Raw genomic sequence first — 21,671 nt, 5'->3', positions numbered from 1 at the left:
ATCCCTTATTTTTGTATGAATGAATAAAAATAAGTATGAGTGAATTGTTGCAGAGTGTAATAGATGTATATATAATTTAAATATTGACTACATAGGTGAAAATCAAGTGAAGAATAAGGTCATAATAAGAATAGAAACTTTAAAATGGAGAAAAGCAATATTTGATAATGTATTTTATATGATATGTATTTTAAGCCTTATAGATAAAAGTTATAAATAAAATATTTTAGATGAAGTTTCATAAGTAAAATAAGATAAGAAGCTGGGCAGGAGGATGTAAATAATGGCTAGATATAAACTCATTATTGCATATGATGGAACAAATTATAATGGTTTTGCAAGACAGCCTAATGGGACAACAATTGTGGAGACATTAGAAGAAGCTGTGGAAAAAATTGTACAACATAAAGTATATATTTTAGGTGCGGGTAGAACTGATACAGGAGTACATGCAAAGGGGCAATGTTGTATTTTTGATTCAGATACAAAGGTACCAGTAGAAAGATTGGCAAAAGCAATTAATAGTAAATTACCTATGGATATTGCTGTGCAATCTGTAGAGAAGGTAAGTGGTGATTTTCATCCACGTTTTGGAGCCAAGAGAAAAACGTATCGTTATCAAATTATGAATAGTAAACAAAGAGATCCGTTTTCATATAAGTATGCATTAGCCTATCCATATGAGGTGGATTTAGAAAAAATGAAAGCAGCAGCAGAAAAAATGGTGGGTACACATGACTTTAAATGTTTTTGTGCTGCAAAAACTGATGTGAAAGATACTGTCAGAACAATTTACGATATTCAAATTTATCAACAGGATGACTTAATATCTGTGGATATTTGTGGTAATGGGTTTTTATATAATATGGTACGTATTATCATAGGTACATTGTTAAAAGTAAACGAAGGAAAGCTTTTAGTCCAAGATATTACTAGGATTATAGAAAGTAAGGATAGAAATTTAGCAGGTCCTACAGCACCACCACAAGGACTCACAATGTTAAAAATAATTTACGAATAGTAAAATAATCCACAGGAAAAAGCTTGACAGTGATATCTGATGATAATATAATATAAGTTGTGTTAATAAGGCCACTTATAAAATCCATTAGCCCCGGATTTTATATGATAATAGAAGAATATTAACTATGTTTTATAAGATCCAAAGGAGGTAAATTTCAATGAGAACAACATACATGGCAAACGCTCAAAATGTTGAAAGACAATGGTATGTTATCGACGCTGAAGGACAAACAGTAGGTAGATTAGCAAGCCAAATCGCAGCAATATTAAGAGGAAAAAATAAACCAACTTACACACCACACGTGGATTGTGGAGATCACGTTATCGTAATTAACGCTGAGAAAGTTGTATTCACAGGTAAAAAATTAGATCAAAAATTATATAGAAGACATACAGGTTACGCTGGTGGATTAAAAGAAATAACAGCTCGTGAAATGCTTGATACACATCCAGAAAGAGTTATCATGAACGCTGTAAAAGGTATGCTTCCAAAAAATTCTTTAGGAAGACAAATGCTTACAAAACTTCGTGTTTATGCTGGAACAGAACATAATCATGAAGCACAAAAACCAGTAGAATTAAAATTCTAATTAACCGAGAGGAGGAAGTTTTAAATGGCAACAGTTAGATATTACGGAACAGGTAGACGTAAAAGCTCAGTAGCTAGAGTATACCTTGTACCAGGAACAGGTAAAATTACAATCAACAAAAGAGATATCGAAGAATACTTCGGTTTAGAAACTTTAAAAGTTATCACTCGTCAACCATTAGAACTTACAAATACAGCTTCTAAATTTGATGTACTTGTAAATGTATACGGTGGTGGAACAACTGGACAAGCTGGAGCTATCCGTCACGGAATCAGCCGTGCTTTACTTCAAGCTGATGGAGAATACCGTCCAGCTCTTAAAAAAGCAGGTTTCTTAACAAGGGACCCAAGAATGAAAGAAAGAAAAAAATACGGTCTCAAAGCAGCTCGTCGTGCACCACAATTCTCAAAACGTTAATTGTGTCTTGCAGTTCGAATACAACTGTATTTCAAAAGCCAATCCTTTTGGATTGGCTTTTTTGTGCTCACTTAATATAAGATTTAAATAAAATTTTATAGAAAAAATGTATAACTTGTAAAATTCTTGGATATATCTAGAGTTTGTAGTGAGATAATATTGTAAGTTGTATTTGAATAAATTAGAATAAAATAAGACAAGAGACTTAAACAAAAGCTAGGAGGACTATAATGGTGCAAAATAACAAAGGGTTTAGGGAAAAGAAAGAGAAGACATTACTTAGTCTATTCTTAAAGTCAGTAGGTATTACGCTATTATCAGGTGCAATATTAGTGGGGGGATTTGCAGGAGTATATTATGGCTTTTTATATGATGGTCAGAGTGTAGCATCAGTTTCTGATGAAGTTTCTATAAATGAAGAAAAAAAGGAAGAATCAAAAGAAGAAAAACGTAAAGAGATAAATAAAAATGTTGTTGTATTTGGTGTAGATGAAGATGGTACAAGAACAGATATTATGTTTGTAGTTAATCTTAATAGTGAAACTAAAAAGATAAAGGTTCTTTCAATTCCTCGTGATACAAAGGTAAATTGGTCAGAAAGTCAAAAGGAGAGGCTTTTAGATTTAAAAGGGTATACACGTTCAGTTTCTAAACTTAATGAGATGTCTGCTTATGGTGGTGTTGATAATGTAAGAGATTTTACAATTAATGAAATCGAAAACATTTTAGGAATTAAGATTGATAATTATGTATTGGTTGGGTTACAGTCTTTTAGGGATATTGTAGATGCAGTAGGGGGCATTGAGATAGATGTGCCTGAGTTTAGAGGAAGTGGCCTACATTATGATGATTATGAACAAGATTTACACATACATTTAGATCCAGGTATGCAGTTATTAGATGGTTCACAAGCGGAAGGTCTTATTCGTTTCCGTAAAGATAATTATGGTAATAGTTATACTAATGGGGATACAGATAGAATAAAGGTACAACAACAATTTTTAGGGGCTTTTGCAGATAAAATTTTAGCACCAACTGTTATTCCTAAGTTATACAGTATTATTTCAGCAGTATTTTCTAATGTAAGTACAGACATAAAACTTACTGAGATACCTCAATATTTATCTTATATAAGTGATTTTAGTACAGAGAATATAACTTTTGACACTGTTGGTGGTGAAGGAAGAATGGAGAATGGTGTATCTTACTTCTTTATTGACTATGATACTTTAGATGAAAAGATTCAAGAAGTGTTCCATGATACAGCCGTTGCTGGAAGTATAGGAACGGATGATTGGGTAAATGATGGAGCAAGCAGTGAAAATGTAGTAGATAGAACAGTAATTGTAGAAGTTTATAATGCTTCAGGTAAAAATGGTCTTGCAGGGGGAATGAAGGATAAGTTAGAGAAACTAGGCTATACAGTACCTAAGATTGATAACTATAAAAAAGAAGTGTTTGCGGGAACAGTAGTTTATGCAAAAGATGAGAATAAAGCAAAACAATTCTTAGAGTATTTACCAAAAGGGACAGTAATTACACAAAAAATAGATATAGATTCTGATATTCAAATTATATTAGGATTAGATTCAGTTCAGTAATGTAGATTATTATAAATAATGTTTGCATAAATAGTTTTATATTGAGCTAATTATTAATAAAATAGGCGATATGGTGAAATAACAAGTAAATTCACTATATCGCCTATTTTTAATTAAGGATTATAAAGAGGAGTAAGTTACTAAAGCGTATCGTCAAAATTAGTCCTACAATTTATAGAAGACCACCATCTAGTGTGAGGATTTGTCCAGTCATATAACTTGAAAGTGGAGAAGCAAGGTAAAGACATGTTTTAGCGATATCTTCTGGCTGTGCTGTACGGCAAAGTGGAATATCTTCTATGAAGGCTGCTTTATCTTCTTCTGTATATTCTTTAGTCATGTCTGTATCTACCCAACCACAAGCAACAGCATTAACACGGATGTTTGATGGACCAAGTTCTTTGGCTAATGAACGTGTAAGGCCATTAAGGGCACTTTTGCTTGTAGAGTAAGCTACTTCACAAGAGGCACCTACATTTCCCCAAATAGAAGAAATGTTAATAATCGTACCTTGATGATTGTGAAGCATTGTTGGAATTGCATGTTGAATGCAGTTATAAGCTGAGTTTAGGTTAATAGACAGAATTTTATTCCACATATCAGGTGTAGTATCTGTGAATAACCCGGTATAACTAATGCCTGCATTGTTGATAACTATGGATGCTTTGCGCCGAAGGTCATTTGAATATGTTCAAAAAGTTTAGTCGTTGTTTCATAAGAAGAAACATCACCATGAAAGTAAGTAGCGGTAAGACCTTTATTAATAAATTCATTATAAGTAGCAAGTAAACGCTCTTCACTAGTGGCACCGTTTAAGATTACTTTGGCACCAGCTTTAGCAAAGGCATAGGCAATTGCTTTGCCTATACCTCTTGAAGAACCTGTTACAAGTACAATATCATTTGTAAAATTCAATTTGATTACCCCCTTAAGTAAGCAATTTCTTCTTTATATAAATTCGTTTTCTGATCAAGCCATGGTGTTTCTAAAATCAGTGGCTTACCTTCTGCAATTGGATGATGCACAATGCGATAGATGGCTTCTTTTCCGATTTGATCAGCACCTTTTGGATTAGTTTCATCAGCACCTAAGTTTGCATGGCGGTCTTTCTTTGCGCCACGTACATTAAGAGAACCATTAATGTGGAAAACTTTGAGTTTATCAAGGCCAATGATTTCATCAAATTGTTTAAGGACTCCATCGAAGTCATTGACGATATCATAGCCACTATCATGAACATGACAAGTATCAAAGCAAACGCCTAATTTGTCTTTTAATGTGACACGGCTCATGATATCCTGAATTTCTTCGAAGCTGCGGCCAATCTCGTTGCCTTTGCCAGCCATGGTTTCGAGACAAATAGTGACAGGTGTATCTGGCGAGAGAATTTCATTAAGTGCATTTGCGATACGTTGTACACCATATTCATATGTTTTATCTGTGAAAGAACCTGGGTGGAGTACGAGATATTTAGCACCGATAGCAGCAGTACGTTCGATTTCAAGTACTAGGAATTCTTTGGCGATAGTGTAAGTTTCTTCCTTGTGAGAGGCTAAATTAATAATATAAGGTGCGTGTACTACGATGTCAGATAAGCCGTAGACATCCATAAAAGCTTGACCTTCTTTAATCTTTAAGTTTTCAATAGGTGAACGCTTTGTATTTTGTGGTGCACCTGTATAAATCATAAAGGTATTTGCACCATAAGAGTAAGCTTCTTTAGCAGCGGCAATAAGACCACCACTAATAGAAACATGAGAACCGATTTTTAACATATTCATAACTTTCCTTTTTGTTAATTTTTCCTTGATATTATAAGACATTTTGCGATGTTATTTACAAGGTAATAATGACTATTAAATAGTATATACTAAACATATAGTATTTTACTCAAAAATACAAGTATGATAGCAAGAAAAAACCCTATTTTTCCATAAATTTGGTGTATTATCATGGACAGATAAGATAGATTTTACTACAATATAGTAGGTATCACACGAGTAAATGTCAAAAAATATAATCATAAAAGTAGAGAGGAATAAAACAAGAATTAATATAAACACAAATGCGAATGCTAATCATAAGTTAAAGTCTGTGAGTATAAATTAAGAAATAGAACAACTAAATATTAATGTAATATAGGAGACTCGTATTATGAAAAAGAGCAATAGTAGTAAGTTAAAAAAGGCCCAGAAAAAAAAGCTGAGGAAACTATTTATAAGAGCCATTATGATTACACTGCTTGTATGTGCAGCTGTAATAGCTGTTGGTGCAGTATTATATAATCGCATTAGAGTAGATAATGGTGCTAAAGAATGGGGATTTAACAAACCACTTGATCCAATCAATAAAAATGTAGCAGTATTTGGTGTAGATAAGGATGGATATCGTACAGATGTTATTATGGTGATGAACTTTAATAGTGTAACGAATAAGGTTAAAATTGTTTCTATTCCAAGGGATACTATGGTTAATTGGGATGAAGCACAAAGGGATAAGCTCCGAGAATACACAGGAAAATATGCATACACAACTAAAATTAATGAGATGTCTAGTTATTCAGGTATTGAGTACATTAGAGATTTTACTATCGAAGAGATGGAAGATATCTTAGACATTAATATTGATAATTATGTCATTGTAACAACAGATGCTTTTAGAGAACTTGTAGATGCTATTGGCGGTGTAGAAGTAGAAGTTCCAGCACTTAGTGATGGAAGCGGACTTCATTATGATGATAATTATCAAGACCTTCATATTCACTTAGAGCCAGGCATACAAACCTTATATGGTAAAGATGCAGAAGGACTTGTACGTTTCCGTAAAGGATATGCAGAAGGTGATGTGGGGCGTATTAAAACGCAACAAGTTTTCTTAGATGCATTAGCAGATAAACTTCTTAGCCCTTCTACATTTATAAAACTTCCTCAAATTGCTTCAGTTGTTTTTGATACAGTAACAACTGATATGAGTTTAACGCAGATGACAGGATACTTAAAATACTTTAAAAACTTTAATCGTGAAAACATTGCTTTCTATATTGTGCCAGGTGACTCTGAGTATACTAATGGGAAATGGTACTATATAATTGATGATAGTGCCTTACCAGCATTTAGAAATGAAGTATTCCATGATGAAATACCAGCAGGGGAAGAAGCAGCACCTGTAATTGACCAAAGTGTAAGTATAGAAGTTTTAAATTCTACAGCTACATCAGGACTGGCGGCTAGTGAAAAGGAAAAATTAGAAAATGCTGGATATACAGTTTCGAATATTGGTAATTACACGCCAGATATATTAGAAACAACAGTTATTTATGCAGGTGATTTGGAAAAGGCTAAGCAGTTTAAGGCATATTATCCAAATGCGAAGCTAGAAGAAGACACAACACTTGATTATGATATACAAATAGTATTGGGGAATGATATTCAGTAGGGAGGAATAAATAATGAGGCTTGCTAAGTTTAAGCTCAGATTAGTAGTATTATCTTCAGTTCTTATAATTGCTAATGTAACTTATGGAGCTATATTACATCAAGAGACTACAACGCAGACAATTACAAAAGGTGCAACACTTACACATGAAAAGATTTTAAGTGAAATTGGATGGCGAAACATTAATGTATTAAGGATTAACTTAAAAGAACCTAATGTGAAGCTAGGACCTATTGAAGCCGCTAATGGCACATCTAGACAAACAGTTTTGCAAATGTTGAATAACACAGGTGCAGTAGCTGGGGTTAACTCAGATTTCTTTGATATTTCAACAAGTAATACACCAAGCTTTGGCCCAGTGATTTCGGAGGGAGAACTTAAGCACGCCTATAATAGTAATTATTCCTCGTTAGGACCTAATAAATATATGGGAACCTTTATAATAGATACTAACAATAGTATAGATATGGACTATTATGGAGTTTCTCTAAAATTAAATGCAGCAGGAACATTTGTAGGAGCCATGGGGGGGTATAACAATATTCCTTCTAAGCTCTACAGACCTGTAGTAGTAGATCGTACATATTATGCCAATACAAGCAGCATTATTAGTAAGATACCTAATACATATACAATTGTGGTAGAAGATGATATAGTAACATACCGTTCTAAGTCTAATGAAAGTGTAGATATTCCTAAAGATGGCTATGTTATCCTAATAGGGGAACAAGATGCAAGTAATTATTATAATAAGTTAAAAGAAGGAACACCTGTAGAATTACAGCAGTTTTATATTTAAATAATCAAATAACCCAAGCTGTCAGTGATATTCAAATGGGCATTGGTGGTGGTGGTTTAATCATCAAAGATGGGGCTGAGTATACAGGAACTGCCCATAAGATTACACCGAACTCTAAAGATCCAAGAACAGTTATCGCAACAGTTAAAAATTCCAAAGAAGTTCTGTTAATAACTATCGATGGACGTGGTGAATATAAAGGAATGACCCATAAGGATTTAGTAAGCTTTCTGAAGAGTTACAATGTAAAAGATGCTATGTATTTTGATGGCGGAGGCTCAACAACAATGGTAGCACGTAATGAGGGTGAAACTAAAGTTACAGTACAAAATTATCCTTCAGATGGCAACCAAAGAAAAGTTATTAATGGTGTAGGTGTCTTTACAACCTCGCAGCCAGGACCTGCTTATAAATTGTATTTAAGTACTGCATTTAATCGAACTTTCCTAGGGGAAAGTATGAGCTTAAATCTAAGAGCAGTAGATGAAAATGAGAACCCTGTTTCAATAGATAAAAGTAAAGTGACTTACTCAGTATCAGGGGTAACAGGTAATTTTGAAGGAAGTAAATTTATACCAACAAGTATCGGTAAAGCACTTATTGTAGCAAGTTATGAGGGGATTGATGTAGGCTATGAAATACAAGTGTCTACTCCAGTAGGTATTCGCGTTGAACCTTCTAATTTACAAGTAAGCGAAAATAGCACAAAGATAGTAAAAGTCTATGGTATAGATACTGATGGATATAGTATGCCACTTAGTGAAGGAGCCATTAAATGGACAAGTAGTAATAATACTGTAGGTGCTACTAATAATACAGTAGTTACTAAAGGCAAGACCACAGCGCTATTAAGAGCAGAGTATAAAGGGGTTAAGGCTAACCTAGGCGTTATTGTAGGAAATATAACAAATGCTATTGAATCCTTTGAAACTAATAAAGCAAGTTGGGGTGGCGATACGTCTACAGTTAAAGGAAATGTTATCATCTGCAATGATGAGAAATATAAATATCATGGAAATAAGTCAGTTAAAATGACTTATACCTTTGAAAAATCACAAGATAAGCAAGTGGCTTATACTTTATTTAATACACCAATAGCCATTCCAGGCGATGCTATGAGCGTAAATATGTGGCTCTATGGTAAAAAGCAAGGGGATGTAGCTAAAATAGAGGTTGTAGATAGCAATAATAAGAAATTTTATTTAAAACTCACAGACAGTATTGATTTCAATGGTTGGAAGTATGTTAGTGCAACCCTTCCAGAAGAAATGGTACTGCCGGCAAAGGTTACAAAGTTCTATACCTATGCAAATTCAGTTAATGAAAAGAAAACTACGGCTATCTATCTAGACCATGTTTCTATAACAAGAGGATTTAGAGGTAAATCGGGGCTTAATACAAGAGATGATTTCAGATTTGATCCATGGTACAAAAAAACATTACAAGGTCCCAAAGATGGCCAATATATGATTAATGTAGTTGGTAGCACAAAAGTAAGTAGTATGTCACTTAATAAAGAGGCAGTGCAGAAAATAGGTAATCAGCTATCAAATCAAACGAGCTTAGTGGTTATGGCAGCTAAAAATAATATGAGTTTGCCATTAAACACAAAAAGCATAAGTTATAAAAATACTTATGAAATAACAGATTATGCAAATACCGTGTGATTATGGCAGGTACAGACAATGGTGGCTTAAGAGCGACGCAGACTTCAGCATGGATTAATATTAAAAAAGCAATAGAAAGTACAAGTGCTAAAAATATTGTTTTAGTAATGAGTAAAAATCCATTAACACAATTTAGTGATGCAGAGGAAGGTAAAGCCCTCCATAAGCATTTAAAAGAAGCAAGAGAAAAAACAGGGAAAAACATATTAGTGATTACAACAGGAACACAAGGTAATGAAGTAAGAATAGAAGATGGTATTAGATACATAAAAACAAGTGGGTTAAATACCAATACTGATCAAGTAAAAGATGCTTCGTTCTTGAAAATAAAAATGGTGGACGATAAGGTATATTATACTTTTGAAAACTTTTTAGTTTAATGGAGATTTTGTCATTATGTACAGGTTTAATAAATATTCCAAACAATAAGGAGGTATACTAATGAATAAAAAAGTAAAAGTAGTATTAGCTGTAATAAGTATTACAGCAATAACACTTTATGCGGCTGATAATGGCCTTGGTTCATCAAGTGATCCACTTGTTACAAAAAGTTATGTGGATCAAAAAATCACAGAGATAAGTGGCAATATGGATAGCAGTAGTCTTGCTAAACAAGTTGCTACACAACAAGCACTTATTGAGAATATAATGGAGGAGATTAGTGGGTTAAAGAATGCAGAAACTCCTAATAATAATGTATTTGAGGTAGTTGTAGTTCAACCAGGGCAAGTCATCTATGGAAAACAAAGTACAGAAATGATTATGCGTTCAGGAAAAGCGCAAGCAGTAGCAGTAGCAGCAGGAGGACTTCAAGATATTACAAGTGGAGAAGACTTAAGCAGTGGCATGGAGATTCCTAAAAACCACTTATTAATTATCCCGAGAGAAGATGGAAGAGGTTTGCTTGCAGATACGAAACTTACAGTCATGGTGAGAGGTGGCTATACAATAATATAGTAGGCTAATAGCCAGTGGAGGAAAAAATGAAAAAACAAATCAAAGTGTTACTCTATGTCATCTTAGCCATATCATTAGTAGCAAGTGGCTGGGTTGGATTTGAAAGAATTCAAACAGAAAGAGCAGACAAGAGTATACAAATTGCAATTAGATATAATGATGTATTAAGTTTAGCAAAACAAACAGATGTACCTATAGAAAATATTCTTAAAGAATTTAAGCAGTTAGGTGCAACCACATTATTTGTTCGTGAAAATACTGTAAGTGGTCCTAATGATGATTATTATAACTTTAAGGCTCAAGGTGAAGTGACTATCGTAGATGGTTATATTCTTAAATTCTATTATCCAAATGTAGAAAATTTAATACCAGAACGCACATATGTAGTAACTTCAAATGAAGGTATTGCAGAAAGCATTTACAGCAACTATTGCCTTAAAAATTTAGAAGTAGAAACACTTGTAGGTACATCAGAAGAAACAAATGAACCAGTTTATTTCATTGATGTAACGGATGTAATGAGCAGTTTAGGGGCAGTTGGGGTTGGGTTTAATACAGCTGATTTAAACTTAGCAGCAAGCTTAGGCTATATGATTGCGCCACAGATTAAAAGCTGGGAAGAACCATCAGAAGAGTCACTTGTGAATTTAGCAGAAGAAATTGATGCTATTGATAATATAGGAACAATTTACTTCGCAGATGTTACAATTCCAGGTGCAGACACTGAAGTAATGGCAGAGCTTATTAGAAATCATCAACTTGGTTTCATTGAATTTACATCAAATAAACAAAAAGGTTTTGAAACACTTGCAAAACATGCAAGCGAAAGTGGTATAAATTATAAAGTAACACGTCTTCACACATTAGGTGATGCACAAGTTAAAACATTTACAATGACAGAACTTATGGATCGTTATCAATTAGCACTTAATGAACGAAACAATCGTACATTCTTATTTAAGATGCCAAATACATCAAATCCAGAAGAAGATAAAGCTTATTTATTAGAAGCAATTACAAGATTTGAAGAGATTGCTACAAAAGATGGCTATACACTTAGCGAGACAACAACTGATTTTAACTTTCCACAAATCCCAATTTTTGTAGCTATTTTAGTAGGCCTTGCTTCTATGGTAGTATTTGTATTCTTATTAAGTGAATTAGGAGCTACAAAACTAGGTTATATTTTAGGTGTGTTAGGAACACTAGGGTACGTAGGATTATTAAAAGTATCACCATTAAATGCATATCGTTTAATGGCGTTATTTGGGGCTATAGTATTTCCTACTTACGGGATTCTTATGGGACTTAGAGAAAAGCCTCGCAATATGAAAGGAACAATTATAGCTTTTTTAAAAATTTGTGCAATTTCATACGGTGGTGTATTTGCCATTGTAGGTGCATTATCACGTACAGGTTTTGCACTAGGCATTAACTTATTTGCAGGAGTAAAACTCTCACATATTATTCCTATTGCAGCAGTAATCGTAGTTTTAGTGTATAGAAAGCATAAATTTGACTATAACTTCTATGTGGGAATTTTAAATAGAAAAATTAGCTATGGTGCTTTAATTGTAATTGGAATCATTGGGGCAGCATTACTCATTTATACAACAAGAACAGGTAATTCAGGTAGTGCTTCAACATTAGAACTTCAGTTTAGACAAATTTTAACTAACATTTTAGGTGTACGTCCACGTACAAAAGAATTCTTAATCGGTTATCCAATTTTAATGTGCTTACTATATTATGGTTATAAAGAAGCATATTTACCATTTGTAATATTTGCAGCAGTAGGGCCAATTTCATTAGTTAATACTTATGCACATATTCATACACCACTTTTAATTTCAATGACTAGAAGTGCATATGGTATTATCTTTGGACTTCTTATTGGGTTAATTGCAATCTGGGTAATTAAATATATAGGTAAGGTGATTAGAAAATGGCAACTACAAAGCAAATAGTTTTATCAGGTTATTATGGATTTGATAATATTGGTGATGAAGCAGTACTTTTTTCAATTCTGTCTCTCTTAAAAAAAGAGATACCAAATACAAAAATCGTAGTACTTTCTAACAATCCAGAAAAAACAAAGATAACTTATGGTGTAGAAAGTGTTAATCGTTGGGATATTAAAACAGTAGCAAAAGTAATTAAACAAAGTGACATTCTCATTAGTGGGGGAGGAAGTTTATTACAAGATGTAACAAGTAGCAAAACAATTCCATATTACTTAGCAATCGTAAAGATTGCACAGTTCTACAAGAAAAAAGTTGTATTTTATTCTCAAGGAATAGGTCCAGTTAATAAGAGCTTTAGCAAAACACTTATGAAGATGATTATTAATAAAGTAGATGGCATCTATGTAAGAGAACCAGGCTCAAAAGCATTATTACAAGAAATAGGTATTAAGAAACCTGTAGAAGTTTCTATTGACCCTGTTATTGGAATTAACTTAGGCAGAGAAGTAAAAGAAACTAAGGGAGCAGTTCAGAAGCCAGCAGTAGGAATCTATCTCAGGCCATGGCAAAATGAAGTACATGATGAGAACCTGCTTGAATCAATGAAAGAAGGCCTTGGTGAACTCATTGCAAAAGGTTATAAACTTTACTTTATTCCAATGCATTATAATCAAGATAGAGAAATATCTAAGAAGCTTCAAGATAAACTTGTACAAAGCGGTTTAGGTAAAGCTAGTGATATAGAAGTAGTAGACAAAATGCTTTCAATAGAAGAAGTATTAGACTACACAGCAAGCTTTGATATGATTATTGGTATGCGCCTACATAGTTTAATTATGGCAGCAGCAGAAAAGGTACCAATGATGGCTTTATCATACGACCCTAAAGTAACAGGTTTCATGAAAGAAATAGAACAAGCTGATTATTGCATAGATTCAGATAAAGTAACAGCAGCAATGTTTAGAGAAAAATTAGAAAAACTTATAGATAATAAAGCTCAGCAAAAAGAAGAGCTCATTAAAGTATTTGAAGCTAAAAAAGATAAAATTTACTTACCACTCAACAAGGTAAAAGAATTACTTAAGTAATTACGTTGAGACGTAAGATGAAAGAGTAAACAAATACTTTTATAGGATTGATATTGTATAATAGATAGAAATAGTTTGATAAAGGTGTTACAAGGGGCTTGTGACACCTTTATGTGAGTATGTAGCTTATAAGTAGATTTATAAGCATAAACATATATAATTTTTAAAGACAAGAAAATAAGACTAAAGGGGAGATACGAAAAGTACCCCAATTACAGGAGGATATAATGAATACTAAAATAATCAAAATATTAGAAGTACCTATTTCTAATGTCACAATGAAAGAAGCTGTTGATATTGTAGATGGATTTGTTAAATCAGATAAAATGCACAAAGTTTATACACCAAATCCAGAAATCGTTATGCTAGCTAGAAACAATCCTAAATTTATGGAAGTTATTAAAAAAGCAGATCTCGTTGTACCAGATGGTATAGGAGTCGTTATTGGTTCTAGACTTCAAAAAGGAGATAAGCTCCCAGAACGTGTACCAGGTTATGATTTAGTACAAAATACAATGAAACAAGCTGTTAAAGAAGGTTATAAATATTATTTCTTTGGAAGTAAACCAGGTGTAGCAGAGCAGGCAGCAGAAAAAATGAGAGAAACTTACCCAGGCATTCAAATTGTAGGAACAAGAGATGGATACTTTAAGCTAGAAGATGAACCAGCAATTATTAAAGATATCAATGAATCAGGTGCAAATATTTTACTTGTAGCTTTGGGCGCACCTAAACAAGAGACATGGATTGAAGAGCATCAACACTTACTTCCTAATGTAAGAGTAGCAATTGGTGTAGGTGGAAGTTTAGATGGTATGGCTGGTATTGTGAAACGTGCACCACTCATTTATCAAAAGTTAGGACTTGAATGGTTCTATAGATTAATGAAGCAGCCATCACGTTTTGTAAGAATGTTAGTGCTTCCACAATTCCTAATTGAGGTATTGTTGTACAAAGGTGACCGTAAAAAGTAAAAAAATACAGGTAAAAATACTAGTTTTTTGTGAATTGATAGTAAACATAATACAGGAAAGTACTTGCTTTATGTAAATGCTACAAAAACTATATAACATGATAAGTTGATTTTTATTGCATTGTGGGCGATTTATATTGAATTAGTTAATAAATTTTATATGTTTATGACTATTAAACAAAATGGCAAAATTGATTTTATAAAAATAGTCAATAGCGTATATAAGGAAAAATATAGTATAGTAAAGTAAGTCCAAAGACATATGAATTTATCTAAACTAAGGGGGAAATATCTCATGGCAGGTTTAAAATTAAAAAATATTGAAAAAAGATATTCAAATGGATTCGTAGCAGTTAAAAACTTTAACTTAGATATCGAAGATAAAGAATTTATCATTTTCGTAGGACCATCAGGATGTGGTAAATCAACTACATTACGTATGATTGCTGGTCTTGAAGAAATTTCATCAGGAGAATTATGGATCGGTGATAAACTTTGTAATGAAGTAGCTCCAAAAGATCGTGACATCGCAATGGTATTCCAAAACTATGCGTTATACCCTCATATGACAGTGTATGATAACATGGCATTCGGTTTAAAACTTCGTAAAACACCAAAAGAAGAAATTGATAAACGTGTACGTGAAGCAGCTAAAATCCTTGATATTGATCAATGCTTAGATCGTAAACCAAAAGCTCTTTCTGGTGGTCAACGTCAACGTGTTGCTATGGGACGTGCTATCGTTCGTGAACCAAAAGTATTCCTTATGGATGAACCTTTATCAAACCTTGATGCTAAACTTCGTGTACAAATGAGAACAGAAATCTCTAAATTACATCATAGATTAAACACAACATTCATCTATGTAACTCATGACCAAGTAGAAGCTATGACACTTGGTACAAGAATCGTAGTACTTAAAGATGGTGTTATTCAACAAGTTGACTCACCATCAAATCTTTACTCTAAACCACAAAACTTATTCGTTGCTGGATTCATTGGTTCACCACAAATGAACATGATTGAAGCTAAAGCAATTAAAAAAGGTGACGATGTAGTTCTTTCATTCGGTAAAATCGAAATTCCATTATTAAAAGAAAAAGCACAAAAACTTGTTGCTGGTGGTTATATTGGTAAAGAAGTAATGATGGGTATTCGTCCAGAACATATCTGCGAACCATCAACATTATTCGAAGAAGAAAAAGAACACTTCACACTTGGTACAGCTACAGTAGAAGTAGTAGAAATGCTTGGAGCAGAGAAAAACTTCTACATGATTTGTGAAGGAAATAACATCACAGGTCGTTTTGATACATCATGCCAAGCTGGTCCAGATGATACAGTTCAACTTGCATTCGATATGAGAAAAATTCACGTATTTGACTTAGAAACACAAAAAACAATTACAAACTAGTTAATACATATCAAAGCTGCTATATTAACGACTAAGCTTGTTAATATAGCAGCTTTTTTGTGTATAACTTTATTTAAGAAATGTTTAACTAATATAAAACATTGTGATATGAGAAATTATGATATTCTGTGATATTTTCTTAGTTTTTCCTAGCATGTACTACACACTTTTTTTTAGTAGCCACTTTTTTTTTACATATAAATAGGATAAAATAGTATTAAAGATACTGCGAATACAAATTATTTAATATTTGGGAGCTGATACACATATGATATCTAATCAAATTTTACAAAATACAATCGATGGCATCAAAGCCATTACAAGAAGAGAATACTGCATTTTAGATGCAGAAGCAAAAATTGTAGTAACAACAGACAGTGACCGAGTGGCAGGTGAATATGTACCCCAAGTTGAAGCCTTCATTAATTCACAAGCAGATAGTCAAGAAATGCAAGGGTCACATTACTTTAAAATTTATGATGAATATCTTGTAGAGTATGTTCTTTCAGTAACAGGTGCAGATGATGAAGCTTATAAATTAGGTAAAATCGTAGCATTTCAAGTAAAAAGCTTACTTGTAGCATATAAAGAACGTTTTGATAGAGATAACTTTATTAAAAATTTATTATTAGATAATCTTCTTTTAGTAGATATTTATACAAGAGCTAAAAAGTTACATATTAAAAATAATGTACAACGTGTTGTATATCTTATCGAGTGTAACGAGAAAAAAGATAGTAGTACGTCAGATATTTTAAGAAATATTTTCCCAGACAAAACTAAAGATTTCGTTACAGCTGTAGATGAAAAAAATATGATTTTAGTTAAGGAAGTTAATTCAGATGACCCAGCTGAAATCGAAGGCTATGCAAAAATGATTTATGATACATTAAGTGCAGAAGCAATGAGCAAAGTATATGTAGCAGTTGGTGCTGTTGTAAATGACCTTAAAGATGTATCTAACTCATATAAAGAAGCAAATATGGCTCTTGAAGTTGGTAAGATTTTCAACTGTGAAGGACATATTTCACATTATTCTAAATTAGGTATTGGTAGAATTATTTATCAATTACCACTTTCACTTTGTAAGTTATTTATTAAAGAAGTACTTAAAGACAAACGTGTAGATAGCTTTGATGAAGAAACACTTATGACAGTTAATAAGTTCTTTGAAAATAGTTTAAATGTATCAGAAACATCTAGACAACTCTATATTCATAGAAATACACTTGTGTATAGACTTGATAAATTATTAAAAACAACTGGTTTAGATTTACGTGAATTTGATGACGCTATTGTGTTTAAAATTACAATCATGGTAAGCCAATACATGGACTATATGGAAAAGCAAAGTCAAAATAGATTATAGAAAAAAGAAACCGGTGATTAAAAAATGATTCATTTACAAAACGTATCAAAAGTTTATTCTAATGGGGCAGTGGGACTTAAAGATGTAAGTTTATCCATTGAAAAAGGGGAATTTGTATTCATAACAGGAAATAGTGGCTCAGGGAAATCTACTTTCTTAAAGTTATTACTTAAAGAAATTGAGCCAGAGCATGGGAAGATTATTATTAATAACAAAGAAATTACTAAACTTAAACGCAAACAGGTACCTTATCTTAGAAGAGATTTAGGTATAGTATTCCAGGACTTTAGATTACTTCCAAATAAAACTGTTTATGAAAACGTAGCTTTTGCAATGCAAATCGTAGGTGCATCATCTAGAGAAATTCGTAAAAATGTACCAATAGTATTAGGGCTTGTAGGGCTAGCTAGAAAAGCAAGATGCTATCCAAATGAGTTGTCAGGAGGAGAACAACAAAGAACAGCACTTGCACGTGCCATTGTCAATAATAACCCTATTCTCATTGCTGATGAACCAACAGGTAATTTAGATCCAGCAACTTCATGGGAAATTATGAATTGCTTACAGGATATTAATAAACGAGGTGTCACAATTATTATGGCAACTCATGAAAGAGAAATCGTTAATGCTCTCAAAAAGCGTGTTATTGAAATCTCTGACGGTCAAATTAGTAAAGATGTATATGAAGGGGGCTATGACGATGAGTTGGAATACTCTCAGATATTTATTTAAAGAGGGTATCATAGGCCTATGGAAAAATAAAACGATGGCACTTGCTTCGGCAGGTACCATTGTTTTGTGTCTTTTAATACTAGGAATGTCATATGCCATAGGCATGAATATTGATTCACTACTTAAACAAGTGGAAAATAAATTTGGTATTACATGTTACGTTGATGAGGACATAAATGAAGGTCAGATTCAACAGATTAAAAAGCAAATAGAAGGAATTAGCAGTGTAAAAGAAGTGAAGTATGTTTCAAAAGAAGAAGCACTGAAGTCATTTAGTGAAGAAAGTGATGATGTGTCAATCTTTGAAGACTTTAAAGAAGATAATCCACTTCCAGCATCCTTTGAAATTACTGTTTATGATATTGAGCAGCAAGAAGCGGTAGTAGCTGCGCTCAAGCAATTAAAAGGTATTGAAGCACAGTACTTGAAACAAGAAACACAAATGTTTATTAATCTTAATAAAACAATTGATTATATTTGTATAGGTATTATTATTTGTTTAATTATAGTAGGTTTACTACTCATGTCTAATACAATTAAATTAACAGTTTATGTAAGACGTAAGGAAATCAATATTATGAAATATATTGGTGCAACAGACTGGTTTATACGTCTTCCTTTTTTAATTGAAGGGACAACCATAGGGCTTGTTAGTGCACTTATAGCTATTACAGCTATTGCATTTTCATATGATTTCATAAATAAGAAGATTGCCATTCAACTTATGAATAGTTTAGAAGGCATCAGTTTAGTTTCAACAACAATAATTATAAATGGTATGATCCCAATTTGTCTTGGACTTGGTATATCTATTGGGCTTGTAGGAAGTGCTTTTGCGATTCGTAAGCACCTTCAAGTATAAATGGGGGATGAAGATGAAGAAAAAGATAAGTATTGTACTTGCCTTTCTATTACTACTTACCCCTGTATATGGTTCTTCTATTACAAATAAGAAGAACCAGTTAAATGACAAAAAGCAAAATATAGAAAGTAGCAAGCAGGATTTGGCAGCCAATAATGAAAAAATAGAAGCCATGCAAGCGGCTATTAAAAAAGTAGACTTACAAATGGTAGATATACAAGATAAGATTTATGAGCTAAATAATCAGATTTCAACAAAGAAAAAGGCTATTGAAACAAAACAAGTTGAACTAGATGATATGAATGCCAAAAAGGATGCACAATACGAAGATACTAAAGAACGTATGGTGCAAATGTATAAAAATAAAAGAAGTGGTTATATACAAGTAATCTTTTCATCAAATAACTTCTGGGATGCAATTAATAAAATAGAATATATTAAACGTATTTCAGATAAGGATAATCAGACACTTGATGATTATAAAGCCACTATTGCTGATATAGAGTCAGCAAAACAAATTATAGAAACTGAAAAGGCAGATTTAGAAGATATTAAAAACACACAAGTTGCCAAGAAAACTGAATTAGAAAAAGCTCGAAATAAAAAACATGATTCACTAGCAAATCTTAAAAAAGAGCAAAGTAAGATTAAATCTAAAATAGAACAAATGCAAGAAGAATCAGATGCACTTCAAGCAGAGATTAATCGTCTTGTAGCTGAAAGTGAAAGAGTAAATAGCAGCAGTAACAGTGGTAGTGGCAATTATAGTAGCGCTCATAAATATAGTGGTGGGACATTTGCTTGGCCAGTGCCAGGTTACTACAATATAAGTTCAGAATATAATCCTAGAACAAGTCCCATTTCAGGAAAAAATGAATTCCATACAGGTATTGATATTCCAGCAGGATATGGTGAAAATGTTGTAGCTGCAGCTGATGGAGTTGTCATTGTGGCAGGTTGGGTAAATGGATATGGTAATACAGTTATGATTAATCATGGCGGTGGCCTTGTGACTTTATATGGTCATAATTCATCTTTAACGGTGAGTACAGGACAAACAGTTACTAAAGGACAAACAGTAGCTAAGATTGGAAGTACAGGTTACTCAACGGGTAACCACTGTCACTTTGAAGTACGTGTCAATGGATCACATACATCGCCTTGGGAATATTTAAGCAAATAATGGATGAAATAATACTATGTAGCATATAATTGATAATAAAAACAAAAATCCTTAGGACAATAGTTTTAAGGATTTTTTGCAAGATGAATACTTTAGATAAAAAGGAGCGAGAGCAAGTGAGACATAAAAAAATAAAAGGCAAGAAAATAGTCGTCATAATGGGTATTGTAACAATACTAGCTGGTTGTAGTCTAATACAAGGTAGTGAAGGTGCTACTTTTTCTAAGCTTAAATTTTTAAGTCGTCAAATTAACAAGCTTTATATAGGGGAACTTAATCAGCAAAAATTAAATGATGGGATATATACAGGATATGTAGAAGGCCTAGAAAATCCTACAAGTTACTATTTAGATGAAATAGAATATAAGGCAAATTTAGCCTATGAAGAAGGAAAAGCTATTAGCACTGGGCTCGCATATACTTGGGGACTTGATGGCAATCATCTTGTTATTACAGATGTAGTGGCCAATTCGCCAGCAGATAAGGCAGGCATAAAAATAGGTGAGCAAATTGTTAAAGTAGATAATGTTAAGGTTATTTATTCTAATGAAGCAGCTTTAGCTAAAATATTAAGCAATGCAGAAGAAGGCAGTAGCAATACCTATATCATCCGTAAAGATGCTACTAGTAGTGAAAGAAAGATTAAACTTACTAAAGCACTTATTGAAAAGCCCAGTTTAAAATCAGATCAGATAGGTGAGATAGGTTACATTAAATTAAAAAATATTACATCAGGTACAAGTAATCAGGTTAAGGCGGCATTAGATCAGTTTAAGAAATCTGGTCAGAATAAAGTTATATTAGACATTAGAGATTTATATAGTAACAATTTAGAAGAAACATTTAAGTTGTGTGATATTTTCATGGATAAAACCTTAGCTTTTAAAATAAAAGATAAAGAAGGAAAAATGAAAGATTATTATACAACTGATGGCAAAGTGGATAATAAAGTTGTTATATTAATTAATAATAGAACAATGGGCATTATAGAAGCACTACCAATAGCAGTTAAAGGCAATATTCCTTTAGTTGGTAGTCATTCAGCGGGTTCAGGATATGTAAGTAAGTTATTCGCCTTAGATGATGGCAGTGGTCTTCGTTTAGCTACAGGTATTCTCTGTACTAAAGAAGATAAAGAAGTTAAAGAAGGCGACATTACAGCAGATAAAGAAGTCGCACAAACTAAAGAAGCTATTATTCAGTTAATGAGTAAAGGAAAAATGAGTTATGAATGTGATACACAGCTTCAAGAAGCAATGAAGCTTTTAGAGAAATTTTAATTTATGGAAAGAAATAGTGTCAATAAGGATAATAAAATATAAATAACACAAAATAACATTAGTATACTTCAGAAGAAGGAGATCTTATAGATGAAAAAGATAAGGTGTTTTCGAAGAAAGGCTATAAGTTTAATGTTCTTAATATTAGTATTTGTAACAACTACAGCATTTGTGGATAAATACTATTATGTAGATAAAAAACTACTAGCTATAGAATCAGTTATTAATAACTATTACGTAGGGGATGTAAATACTGAAAAACTTCGCGAAGGAATTTATAAAGGATTTGTAAACGGTGTAGGGGATAGGGTATATGA

The 21,671-nt window shown here is 32.7% G+C and carries 21 protein-coding genes and 1 pseudogene; 19 read left to right on the top strand and 3 right to left on the bottom strand.

The annotated features are described in order from the left end of the window. Positions 1-283: 283 nt before the first annotated feature. From truA to JCM14822_RS02830, 4 genes are all read left to right on the top strand, one after another. Positions 284-1,021: a tRNA pseudouridine(38-40) synthase TruA gene (truA, locus tag JCM14822_RS02845; RefSeq protein ID WP_054739465.1), complete on the top strand. Its 738-nt coding sequence runs from the start codon at positions 284-286 to the stop codon at positions 1,019-1,021. A gap of 160 nt (positions 1,022-1,181) precedes the next feature. Then, entirely contained in the window at positions 1,182-1,613 is a 432-nt protein-coding gene (gene rplM / locus JCM14822_RS02840; RefSeq protein ID WP_054739463.1) for a 50S ribosomal protein L13, read from the top strand. Between the two features lie 24 nt (positions 1,614-1,637). Next, the gene (gene rpsI / locus JCM14822_RS02835; protein ID WP_054739461.1) at positions 1,638-2,030 is read left to right on the top strand and encodes a 30S ribosomal protein S9; all 393 of its coding nucleotides are present in this window, start codon (positions 1,638-1,640) and stop codon (positions 2,028-2,030) included. 230 nt (positions 2,031-2,260) lie between these two features. Continuing rightward, positions 2,261-3,631 (top strand): LCP family protein, encoded by a 1,371-nt coding sequence (locus JCM14822_RS02830; RefSeq protein WP_054739459.1) that lies wholly within the window; start codon positions 2,261-2,263, stop codon positions 3,629-3,631. Positions 3,632-3,803: 172 nt separating this feature from the next. Here JCM14822_RS02830 and JCM14822_RS22410 read toward each other — a convergent pair whose 3' ends face one another. The 3 genes from JCM14822_RS22410 to JCM14822_RS02820 are packed head-to-tail and all read right to left on the bottom strand — an operon-like array spanning position 3,804 to position 5,412. Continuing rightward, entirely contained in the window at positions 3,804-4,268 is a 465-nt protein-coding gene (locus tag JCM14822_RS22410) for an SDR family oxidoreductase (protein WP_278287165.1), read from the bottom strand. Positions 4,269-4,285: 17 nt separating this feature from the next. After that, positions 4,286-4,546, bottom strand: a complete 261-nt coding sequence (locus tag JCM14822_RS22405) for an SDR family NAD(P)-dependent oxidoreductase (protein ID WP_278287163.1) — start codon at positions 4,544-4,546, stop codon at positions 4,286-4,288. A gap of 5 nt (positions 4,547-4,551) precedes the next feature. Further along, positions 4,552-5,412 (bottom strand): deoxyribonuclease IV, encoded by an 861-nt coding sequence (locus JCM14822_RS02820; RefSeq protein WP_242861379.1) that lies wholly within the window; start codon positions 5,410-5,412, stop codon positions 4,552-4,554. 373 nt (positions 5,413-5,785) lie between these two features. On the opposite strand from JCM14822_RS02820, the gene JCM14822_RS02815 reads away from it, so the two are divergent. The 15 genes and pseudogenes from JCM14822_RS02815 to JCM14822_RS02745 all read left to right on the top strand — a co-directional run. Then, complete coding sequence (locus tag JCM14822_RS02815; protein WP_054739455.1) at positions 5,786-7,066, top strand: LCP family protein; 1,281 nt, start codon at positions 5,786-5,788, stop codon at positions 7,064-7,066. A 13-nt stretch (positions 7,067-7,079) separates the two neighbouring features. Next, positions 7,080-7,865, top strand: a complete 786-nt coding sequence (locus JCM14822_RS02810) for a hypothetical protein (RefSeq protein WP_054739453.1) — start codon at positions 7,080-7,082, stop codon at positions 7,863-7,865. Beyond that, the gene (locus JCM14822_RS02805; RefSeq protein WP_306307282.1) at positions 7,844-9,532 is read left to right on the top strand and encodes a phosphodiester glycosidase family protein; all 1,689 of its coding nucleotides are present in this window, start codon (positions 7,844-7,846) and stop codon (positions 9,530-9,532) included. The genes JCM14822_RS02810 and JCM14822_RS02805 overlap by 22 nt, the downstream gene beginning before the upstream one ends. Beyond that, a complete protein-coding gene (locus JCM14822_RS02800; protein WP_172674753.1) occupies positions 9,529-9,912 on the top strand; it encodes a hypothetical protein in 384 nt (127 codons plus the stop codon). The genes JCM14822_RS02805 and JCM14822_RS02800 overlap by 4 nt, the downstream gene beginning before the upstream one ends. Before the next feature lie 61 nt (positions 9,913-9,973). Further along, positions 9,974-10,489 (top strand): hypothetical protein, encoded by a 516-nt coding sequence (locus JCM14822_RS02795; RefSeq protein ID WP_054739450.1) that lies wholly within the window; start codon positions 9,974-9,976, stop codon positions 10,487-10,489. 26 nt (positions 10,490-10,515) lie between these two features. Further along, positions 10,516-12,456, top strand: coding sequence for a DUF5693 family protein (locus JCM14822_RS02790; protein ID WP_054739449.1), 1,941 nt, complete (start codon positions 10,516-10,518; stop codon positions 12,454-12,456). Then, entirely contained in the window at positions 12,435-13,541 is a 1,107-nt protein-coding gene (gene csaB / locus JCM14822_RS02785; RefSeq protein ID WP_054739447.1) for a polysaccharide pyruvyl transferase CsaB, read from the top strand. The genes JCM14822_RS02790 and csaB overlap by 22 nt, the downstream gene beginning before the upstream one ends. A 227-nt stretch (positions 13,542-13,768) precedes the next feature. Beyond that, on the top strand, positions 13,769-14,515 hold the full coding sequence (locus JCM14822_RS02780; protein ID WP_054739445.1) for a WecB/TagA/CpsF family glycosyltransferase: 747 nt from the start codon (positions 13,769-13,771) through the stop codon (positions 14,513-14,515). 294 nt (positions 14,516-14,809) lie between these two features. Next, on the top strand, positions 14,810-15,928 hold the full coding sequence (locus JCM14822_RS02775) for an ABC transporter ATP-binding protein (RefSeq protein WP_054739443.1): 1,119 nt from the start codon (positions 14,810-14,812) through the stop codon (positions 15,926-15,928). Positions 15,929-16,196: 268 nt separating this feature from the next. Then, positions 16,197-17,297 (top strand): PucR family transcriptional regulator, encoded by a 1,101-nt coding sequence (locus JCM14822_RS02770; protein WP_054739441.1) that lies wholly within the window; start codon positions 16,197-16,199, stop codon positions 17,295-17,297. Positions 17,298-17,321: 24 nt separating this feature from the next. Further along, positions 17,322-18,029, top strand: coding sequence for a cell division ATP-binding protein FtsE (gene ftsE, locus JCM14822_RS02765; RefSeq protein ID WP_054739439.1), 708 nt, complete (start codon positions 17,322-17,324; stop codon positions 18,027-18,029). After that, on the top strand, positions 17,998-18,891 hold the full coding sequence (gene ftsX, locus JCM14822_RS02760; protein ID WP_054739437.1) for a permease-like cell division protein FtsX: 894 nt from the start codon (positions 17,998-18,000) through the stop codon (positions 18,889-18,891). Before ftsE ends, ftsX begins: the two co-directional genes overlap by 32 nt. A 13-nt stretch (positions 18,892-18,904) precedes the next feature. Then, on the top strand, positions 18,905-20,074 hold the full coding sequence (locus JCM14822_RS02755) for a murein hydrolase activator EnvC family protein (protein ID WP_054739435.1): 1,170 nt from the start codon (positions 18,905-18,907) through the stop codon (positions 20,072-20,074). Between the two features lie 116 nt (positions 20,075-20,190). Next, entirely contained in the window at positions 20,191-21,354 is a 1,164-nt protein-coding gene (locus tag JCM14822_RS02750) for a S41 family peptidase (protein ID WP_054739433.1), read from the top strand. A 90-nt stretch (positions 21,355-21,444) separates the two neighbouring features. After that, positions 21,445-21,671 (top strand): annotated as a pseudogene (locus tag JCM14822_RS02745) (S41 family peptidase); the annotation flags it as partial.

It is taken from the genome of Cellulosilyticum ruminicola JCM 14822, from assembly GCF_001311925.1.
GTDB lineage: Bacteria > Bacillota > Clostridia > Lachnospirales > Cellulosilyticaceae > Cellulosilyticum > Cellulosilyticum ruminicola.
The sequence above is the reverse complement of the archived record's forward strand: the minus strand, read 5'-3'. Positions and strand labels throughout refer to the sequence as shown.